The sequence below is a fragment of the Rhodopseudomonas parapalustris genome, assembly GCF_053772255.1.
The window spans coordinates 181,493-190,032 of sequence record NZ_JAMKBZ010000008.1 but is presented as its reverse complement, the minus strand read 5'-3'; the positions used below and the strand labels follow the sequence as shown (position 1 = coordinate 190,032).

Below are 8,540 nucleotides of genomic sequence, written 5' to 3'. Positions count from 1 at the left end.
GCAAACTTCACGGACGACTTGGCACGACCTCACGATCACGCACGGTCGTCATCTCCGCGCAGGCGGGGATCCAGTACGCCGCGGCTTAACGGTTGATCTTGGCGCTCTGGGATACTGGGCGCCCGCCTGCGCGGGCGATGACGTCTGTGGGTGGAGCGAAGGCTGCCGATCATCGCCTAAAATAGAAACGGGGCCCGAAGGCCCCGCGGAAGGAATGCTGTCAGTGAGCCGATTGCGGCTTACTTGATCTTGGCTTCCTTGAACTCGACATGCTTGCGCGCGACCGGGTCGTACTTCTTCTTGACCATCTTGTCGGTCATGGTGCGCGAGTTCTTCTTCGTCACGTAATAGAACCCGGTGTCGGCCGTCGACACGAGCTTGATCTTGATGGTGACCGCCTTGGCCATGATCTCAAACCTCGAAATTTGGGAATAAACAGGCGAGGTCGAACGTCAGGACCCGCGTTTGGCCGGCAAACTAGCCGCCAATGCCTGAAAGTCAAGGTTCTCGGCGAGGATAGGCGGGTCAAGCGGGCAAAATCGCTCGGAAGCGCTGAAACTCGCACCCAGAGGCCTCAAAAAGCGGGCAAATCCGACAAGACAGCGTTCCGCGCATCGCAGATCTTCCCGTGATCGCCCTCGATTTCGGGACGCTGTGACCCATGTTCGGAAAGCCCGCCCCCGATTCTGTCACGAAAGGCCCCCAGATGACCGTTAGCGAGCCGGCCCTGCGCATTGCGGAGGATTCTCGATCCGAGCCTCCGCCCAGGCCCGGCTCCGGCGGGGCGGCGGTGCCGGGTCCCGCAATGGGCGCCGGGCTGACACTGGCGATGGCTGCGGCTACCGGCATTGGCGTCGCCAATATCTATTACAACCAACCGATGCTGGGGGTGATCGAGCGCGACCTTGGCAACACGGCGCTGACCGGGATGATCCCGACGGCGACCCAACTCGGCTACGCGGTCGGTCTGTTCCTGCTCGTGCCGCTCGGCGATCTGACAGACCGGCGGCGGCTGATCGCCGGCCAGTTCGTGCTGCTGGCGCTTGCGGCCGCGCTGGTGGCACTGGCGCCGTCCGCCTGGCTGATCGTTGCCGCCTCGCTGGCGCTCGGCGCCTGCGCGACAGTCGCCCAGCAGGTGGTGCCGTTCGCCGCGGCGCTGTCGGCGCCCGAGCGGCGCGGCAAAACCATCGGACTGGTAATGGCCGGGCTGTTGTGCGGCATCCTGCTGAGCCGGACGGTGGCGGGCTTCGTCGCCGGGCATCTCGGCTGGCGCGAGATGTTCTGGCTGTCTGTGCCGTTGGCGCTCGCGGCGGCGGCGCTGATGGCGTGGCTGCTGCCGCGCCATCACGGTCACCTCGATATTGGCTATGGCGCCGCGCTGAAATCGCTGGCGGCGCTGTGGCGTCAGCAGCCGGATCTGCGGCGGGCGACCGCAGTGCAGGCGGCGCTGTTCGCCTCTTTCAGCGTTTTCTGGACGGTGCTGGCGCTGCATCTGCAGGAGCCGAAGTTTGGGCTCGGCGCCCAATCCGCAGGTCTGTTCGGCCTCGTCGGCGTGGTCGGCGTGTTGGCCGCGCCGATCTCCGGTCGGATCGCGGACCGAAGCGGGCCGGGGCCGGTGATCGCAGTTGGCGCCGCGCTGGTGCTGGCGTCGTGGGCGGTGTTCGGGCTGTGGGGCAGCATCGCCGGACTACTGATCGGCGTGGTGGTGCTGGATTTTGGCCTGCAGGGCGCGCTGATTTCCAACCAGCACATCGTTTACGCACTGGTGCCGGAGGCGCGCAACCGGCTCAACACCGTGTTCATGACCGGGATGTTCATCGGCGGATCGATCGGCTCGGCTGGTGCCGCCTTCGCCTGGGCCCACGGCGGCTGGACGGTGGTCAGCCTCTATGGCGGCGCGCTGGCGGCGACCGCCTTGCTGCTCGAACTGACGGCGCGGTGGTCACGCCGTTAGTTCGAGTTTGGTCGTACAGAAGCAGGCTGGGCGTTCAGCCGCCAGGCAGCATGTCCTTCTGCATCTTGCCGCCGTAGAAGTGGAAGAACGGCACCGGCGCGTCGTGCCGCAGCGGACCGGTGGCGAGCCTGCGATCGAGTTCGCCGAGCACGTTCTTGGTCATCGGATGCAGGTCGGCGAGCGGCTTAGAGCCGAGCTCGACCCAGACCAGTTCGACCAGCTCGGCATCGGCATGGATCACGCCGTCGACGCGGTGCGCGATTGCCGAAGCATCGGCGGTGAAGAAGCGGGTGTCGAACCGCTTGATGCGGCCGGGCGGAGTGATCGCGCGCGCGATCAGGAACAGGCCGGACGGGTCGGGCAGCAGACCGGCTTCAGCGAAAGGTTGCCACGGGCCGGCCAGCTTTGCCTTGGTGTCTGTCTTGCAGCCGAGGCACAGGCCGGTCTCTTCGCAAGCCTCTCGGATCGCCGCGATGGCCAGCGCGCGGGCACGGGATGGCGTGGTCTTCGGGCTGCCCTTGAGTAGGTTGGCTTCCAGCTCCGGCGGAATCGGCGCCGCCGCCGGGACGCGGACGTCGCTCTTGTCGACACGGCCGCCGGGAAACACGAACTTGCCTGGCATGAACACCACGTTGTCGTGGCGCTTGCCGACCAGCACCTTGGGCGTTGAGTTGCTGCGATCAACCAGGATCAGCGTCGCGGCATCCTTGGGACGGAAATAGGGGTGGTGGCTGGGTTCCTGATGATCCTGCTCGACCTTCGGTTCGGTCTGTGTCGCGGATTCGGTCATGTCGCTCCCGTTGTCGTTTCTTGTTGGTGTTGTTGTTTGTCGTTATGCCGCCGCGTCGGAATCGCGCCGTCAGTGGTCCGGGTTGGTCTCGTCGAAGCCGTGCATCCGGAATGCCCATTGCAATCCGACCACCGCGCCTTTGACCGGCTGCAGCAATAGCAGCGAAGCCAGCAGGGTGAAAGGCAGGTAGATCGCAAGCTGCAGCTCTACCGGCGGCGCGTAATGCGTTTCGATCGACAGCGCCATCGGCACCACGATATGGCCGACGATCACGATCACCAGATATGCCGGCAGATCGTCGGCACGGTGGCCGGTGAAATCCTGGCCGCATTTGTCGCAGCGGTCGGCGGTCTTGAGGAACGCGCGGAACATCCGGCCTTCGCCGCAGTTCGGGCAGCGGCCGCGGAAACCGCGCCACATCGCCTGCCAGACGTTGCGCTGCTGCGACGGGGCGGATTGCGGCGGCCAGACGATCGGCTCGCGTGACAGCGTGGTCATCAGCGTTTTCCTCTCCCGGACTTGGTTTTTTGTTTCGGCTTCGCCGCTTTCCGCGCCTTCGCCCGTCCGGGCTTGGTGCGCGCCGACTTGCCGCTCTCGGTTTTCAGCTTGGCCTTGCTCGTCCCCTTGGTCTTGCGTGCAGTCTTGCGGTGCGTGAATTCAACGTTGGCGTTGCCGACCAGTTCGAACCGCAGCGCGCCGGCGACGGGCGCAGCTTCCACCAGCTTGACGTCGACCACATCCCCCAGCCGGTGCATGGCCCCGCTGCGCGAGCCGATGAGCGCATGGCGGGTTTCGTCGTAGTTGTAATACTCGTCGCCGAGCGAGCGGATCGGGATCAGTCCGTCTGCGCCGGTGTCGCTCAGCTTGACGAACAGCCCGGCCTTGGTGACGCCGGAGACGCGGCCCTGGAACGTTGCGCCGATCCGGTCGGCGAGATGGTGCGCGATCAGCCGGTCGACGGTCTCGCGCTCGGCTTTCATCGCGCGCCGCTCGGTGAGCGAGATCTGCGCCGCAACCTCCGCCAGCGTCTCGACCGTCTCGGTCTGCGGCAGCGCACCGTCGCCGAGATCGAGCGCGCGGATCAGCGCGCGGTGCACCACGAGATCGGCGTAGCGCCGGATCGGCGAGGTGAAGTGCGCGTAGCGCCGCAGGTTGAGGCCGAAATGGCCGTAGTTCTCGGAGCTGTATTCGGCTTGCGCCTGCGAGCGCAACACCACCTCGTTGACCAGCGGCTCGGAGTCTTCGCCTTTGACCATCGCCAGGATGCGGTTGAACTGCGCCGGCCGCAGCGCGCCGCCTTTGGCGAACGACAGATCGAGCGTCTTGAGGAAGTCGACGAGGTTGTGGACCTTCTCGACGCTGGGCTCGTCGTGAACCCGATAGATCAGCGGCAGCGCCTTCTTCTCCAGCATCTCGGCGGCTGCGACGTTGGCGAGGATCATGAACTCTTCGATCAGCCGGTGCGCGTCGAGCCGCTCGGGTACGATGACGCGGTCGACGGTGCCGTCCGGCTTCAGAACGATCTTGCGCTCGGGCAGATCGAGGTCGAGCGGATCGCGCTCGTCACGGCCGCGCTTGACCACCGCATAGGCGTCGTACAGCGGCTTCAGGATGGTCTCGAGCAGCGGGCCGGTGACGTCGTCAGGTCTGCCGTCGATCGCCGCCTGGGCCTGCGCGTAGCTCAGCTTCGCGGCCGAGCGCATCAGCACGCGGTGGAACGAATGCGAGCGCTTGCGCCCTTGCGCGTCGATCACCATGCGGACGGCGAGGGCGCCGCGCGGCTCGCCCGGCTTGAGCGAACACAGGTCGTTGGAGATCCGTTCCGGCAGCATCGGCACGACGCGGTCGGGGAAGTACACCGAATTGCCGCGGCGCAGCGCATCGCGATCGAGCGCCGAGCCGGGGCGCACGTAGTAAGCGACGTCGGCGATTGCGACGTGCAGGATCACGCCGCCTTTGTTGTTGGGGTCGGGGTCCGGCTCGGCATGGACCGCGTCGTCGTGGTCCTTGGCGTCGGGCGGATCGATCGTGACCAGCGGCAATTCGCGCCAGTCTTCGCGGCCGGATCGCGTCGCCGGCTGCGCGGCTTCGGACTCGCGGATCGCTGCCGAGGAGAAGTCTTGCGGGATATCGTGGGTGTGGATCGCGATCAGGCTGATCGCCTTTTCGCTGGCGAGCGAGCCGAGCCGCTCCTTGACGCGGCCGGAGGCGAGGCCGAACCCGCGGGTGCGGATCAGATCAACGCTGACGAGGTCGCCATCCTGCGCGCCGCCGGCATCGTGCGCCGCAATGTTGAGTTCGCGCCCGGCTTGTTTTTTGTCGACCGGCACCATCCGGCCGCCGCCCTGCGGCAGCGCGCGGAAGATACCGAGAATGCGCGCCTTGCCGCGTTCGAGCACACGGATGATACGGCCGACATAAGCCGGGCCGGACTCGCCCGGGTCGGCGGCTTCGACGTGCAGCAGCGCCCGATCCCCGACGCCGGCCGCGGCGCCGGGCTTGATCCGGCGCGGCGTGTGAATGCGGATCTTCGGCGCGTCGCCGTCCTGCTCGTCCCATTCGGATGGGGTGGCGATCAGCTCGCCGTCGGTGTCGCGCGAGACGATGTCCGTCAGCAAGGTCGGGGGCAGCGTGGCCGGCTCCGAGACCTTGCGGCGCCCGCTCTTGCGGATGCTGCCGCCGTCGGCAAGCTCGCGCAGCATCCGCTTCAGTTCGGCGCGATCGGCGTTCTTCAGGCCGTATTCGCGCGCGATCTCCCGGGTGCCGACCTTGCCGGGGTGGGCACGGATGAAGGCGAGGAGGGTGGCCTTGTCCGGAAACTTCGCGTCGCGCGGCTTGCTCACATCTATCCGTTCTTGGCGGCGCTGCTCTTGGCCGCGTCTTTGGGCTTGGCGGCCTTCTTCGCCGCCGTCTTTGCCGCCACCGGTGCCCGCGCCTTGCTGGCGGCGGCGCTCTCAGCCTTCGGCTTGGCCTTCTTGGCAGCGGCCTTCTTCACCGGCTTGGCCTTGCCGTCGGCATCCGCCTTCTTGGCAGCGGCCTTCTTCGCCGGTGCCTTCTTGGCCTTGCCGCCACCCTTGGCGGCGCGCTCGTCGAGCAGCGCGATCGCTTCGGGCAGGGTGATGGTGTCTTCGGTCTTGTCGTTCGGAATCGTGGCGTTGACGCCGCCGGCGGTGACGTAAGCACCGTAGCGGCCTTTCTTGACTGCCACCGCGCCGAGGCTCGGATGGTCGCCCAGCGCCTTGCCGGGATCAGAGCCGAAGCGGCCCTTGCTCGGGCCCTTCGCAACCTTCTCGGCAATCAGCGTCACCGCGCGGTTCAGGCCGATGGTGTGGACGTCGTCGCCGGCCTCGAGGCTGGCATAGGTCTTCTCGTGCTGCACATAGGGGCCGAACCGGCCGATGCCAGCCTTGATCGGCTGCCCGGTCTCCGGATGCTTGCCGACTTCGCGCGGCAACGCCAGCAGCTTCAGCGCCATTTCGAGATCGACATCGGACGGCGAGGTGCCCTTCGGAATGCCGGCCCGCTTCGGCTTTTCGCCTTCGCCGTAATCCTTGGCCTCGCCGAGCTGGATGTAGGGGCCGAACCGGCCGGACTTCACCGCGACGTCGAGGCCGCTGTCGGGATCGGTGCCGAGCACGCGGTCGGCGTCGCCGGCGCTGTCGGAGGCGAGCGGCCGAGTGTAGCGGCACTCGGGATAGTTCGAGCAGCCGACGAAGGCGCCGAACTTGCCGGCCTTCAGGTTGAGCTTGCCGGTGCCGCAGCTCGGGCACTGCCGCGGATCGCCGCCGTCCTCGCGCGCCGGATAGATGTGCGGGCCGAGCATCTCGTCGAGCACGTCGAGCACCTGGGCGACGCGCAGGTCCTTGATCTCGTCGACCGCGCCGATGAAGTCGCGCCAGAAGTCGCTCAGCACCTGTTTCCAGGACACTTCATTATTGGAGATGCGGTCGAGATCTTCTTCAAGTCCGGCGGTGAAGTCGTATTCGACGTAGCGGGTAAAGAAGCTCTCCAGGAACGCGACGACGACGCGGCCCTTGTCCTCGCCGTGCAGCCGCTTTTTCTCCAGCCGGACGTAGCCGCGATCCTTCAGCACTTGCAGGATCGAGGCGTATGTCGACGGCCGGCCGATGCCGAGCTCTTCCATCCGCTTCACCAGCGAAGCTTCGGAGAATCGCGGCGGCGGCTCGGTGAAATGCTGGGTGACGGCGAGCGCCTCGCGCTTCAGCGCTTCGTTCTCGCTGATTGGCGGCAGCCGGCGGGAATCCTCGTCCTCGGCGTCGTCGTCGCGGCCTTCCTGATAGGCGGCGAGGAAGCCGTCGAACTTCACCACCTGGCCGGTGGCGCGCAGCTCTAGCACCCGCGATCCGGCTTTCGCCTCGATGTCGACGGTGGTGCGCTCCAGCTCGGCGGATTCCATCTGACTGGCGACGGTGCGGATCCAGATCAGCTCGTACAGCCTGGCCTGGTCGGAATCGAGGTTGCGGCTGACGTCGGACGGCCGGCGCGACAGGTCGGTCGGGCGGATCGCTTCGTGAGCTTCCTGCGCATTCTTGGCCTTGGCGGTGTATTGCCGTGGCGACTCCGGCACGTAGGCGTTGCCGAAATCCTCGGCGATCACCTTGCGCGCCTGGGTGATGGCGGACGGGTCGATCTGTACGCCGTCGGTACGCATATAAGTAATGAGTCCGACGGTCTCGCCGCCGATGTCGACGCCTTCATACAGCCGCTGCGCCACCCGCATGGTGTGGGCCGGCGCGAAGCCGAGCTTGCGGCTGGCCTCCTGCTGCAGCGTCGAGGTGGTGAACGGAGCGTAGGGGTTTCGGCGTGCCGGCTTGGCTTCGACGGTGGCGACGCGGAAATTCGCCGCTTCGATCGCCTTTTTGAAGTCCTCGGCCTCGGCGCCGGTGCCGATGTCGAGCCGCTGGATCTTCTTGCCGTCGGCGCCGACCAGACGCGCCTCGAAGGTATCGCCACGCGGCGTCGCCAAAGTGGCGATCAGCGACCAATACTCGCGCGGGACGAATTTTTCGATTTCCGTTTCGCGGTCGCACACCAGCCGCAGCGCCACCGACTGTACCCGGCCGGCGGAGCGGGCGCCGGGCAGCTTGCGCCACAGCACCGGGGACAGGGTGAAGCCGACCAGATAATCGAGCGCGCGGCGCGCCATATAGGCGTCGACCAGCGCACCATCGATCTGGCGGGGGTGCTTCATCGCGTCGGTGACCGACTGTTTGGTGATGGCGTTGAACACCACGCGCTCGACCTGTTGGTCTTTCAGCGCACGCTTCTGCTTCATCACCTCCAGCACATGCCAGGAGATTGCCTCGCCCTCGCGATCAGGGTCGGTTGCGAGGATCAGCTTGTCCGCGCCCTTCAGAGCCTTGGCGATGTCGTTGAGCCGGCTCGCGGCTTTCGGGTCGACCTCCCAGATCATTTGGAAGTCGGCGTCGGGATCAACCGATCCGTTCTTCGCCGGCAAGTCGCGGACGTGCCCGAACGAGGCCAGAACCTCATAGGACGAGCCGAGATATTTGTTGATCGTCTTGGCCTTCGCCGGCGACTCGACAATGACGAGGTTCATCGCATTCCAGGCGTCAGAATGAAGAGAAAAAGGCCGGTCTGCGAGACTCGCGCCGGCCGGATTGCCCGGAACATGGGTGGTGACGGGTGCGCTGTCAAATGGCCGCTCGGGGAACCGGCGCGAAATCAACTCCACTCAGGCATGAAATTCACCAAACATAAACCTAGAGGTGTACAACTTATGCGTGTATATCATAATCACTGCTCCTAATTGGA

Annotated in this window: 6 protein-coding genes; 1 reads left to right on the top strand and 5 read right to left on the bottom strand. The window is 66.1% G+C overall.

The genetic code is table 11. The features are described 5' to 3' along the window. Window positions 1-239: 239 nt before the first annotated feature. Window positions 240-407 (bottom strand): 50S ribosomal protein L33, encoded by a 168-nt coding sequence (rpmG, locus tag M9H71_RS10080; RefSeq protein ID WP_011158674.1) that lies wholly within the window; start codon window positions 405-407, stop codon window positions 240-242. Between the two features lie 299 nt (window positions 408-706). Here rpmG and M9H71_RS10075 point away from each other — a divergent pair, with 299 nt between their 5' ends. Beyond that, window positions 707-1,954 carry an MFS transporter gene (locus tag M9H71_RS10075; RefSeq protein WP_455404889.1) on the top strand — a complete coding sequence of 416 codons (1,248 nt, stop codon included), beginning with the start codon at window positions 707-709 and terminating at the stop codon, window positions 1,952-1,954. Between the two features lie 34 nt (window positions 1,955-1,988). On the opposite strand, the gene M9H71_RS10070 is transcribed toward M9H71_RS10075, so the two are convergent. The 4 genes from M9H71_RS10070 to topA form a co-directional block, all read right to left on the bottom strand. Then, on the bottom strand, window positions 1,989-2,744 hold the full coding sequence (locus M9H71_RS10070; RefSeq protein ID WP_455404888.1) for an NUDIX hydrolase: 756 nt from the start codon (window positions 2,742-2,744) through the stop codon (window positions 1,989-1,991). A 69-nt stretch (window positions 2,745-2,813) separates the two neighbouring features. Then, the gene (locus tag M9H71_RS10065) at window positions 2,814-3,242 is read right to left on the bottom strand and encodes a DUF983 domain-containing protein (RefSeq protein ID WP_455404887.1); all 429 of its coding nucleotides are present in this window, start codon (window positions 3,240-3,242) and stop codon (window positions 2,814-2,816) included. Further along, window positions 3,242-5,587, bottom strand: coding sequence for a ribonuclease R (gene rnr / locus M9H71_RS10060; RefSeq protein WP_455404886.1), 2,346 nt, complete (start codon window positions 5,585-5,587; stop codon window positions 3,242-3,244). Before rnr ends, M9H71_RS10065 begins: the two co-directional genes overlap by 1 nt. 2 nt (window positions 5,588-5,589) lie before the next feature. Beyond that, window positions 5,590-8,325, bottom strand: a complete 2,736-nt coding sequence (topA, locus tag M9H71_RS10055; RefSeq protein ID WP_455404885.1) for a type I DNA topoisomerase — start codon at window positions 8,323-8,325, stop codon at window positions 5,590-5,592. Window positions 8,326-8,540: the final 215 nt, after the last annotated feature.

Bases quoted from the DNA above. Each gene is read 5' to 3' on its own strand.
- rpmG (WP_011158674.1), bottom strand. From the start codon at position 407: ATGGCCAAGGCGGTCACCATCAAGATCAAGCTCGTGTCGACGGCCGAC.
- M9H71_RS10075 (WP_455404889.1), top strand. From the start codon at position 707: ATGACCGTTAGCGAGCCGGCCCTGCGCATTGCGGAGGATTCTCGATCC.
- M9H71_RS10070 (WP_455404888.1), bottom strand. From the start codon at position 2,744: ATGACCGAATCCGCGACACAGACCGAACCGAAGGTCGAGCAGGATCAT.
- M9H71_RS10065 (WP_455404887.1), bottom strand. From the start codon at position 3,242: ATGACCACGCTGTCACGCGAGCCGATCGTCTGGCCGCCGCAATCCGCC.
- topA (WP_455404885.1), bottom strand. From the start codon at position 8,325: ATGAACCTCGTCATTGTCGAGTCGCCGGCGAAGGCCAAGACGATCAAC.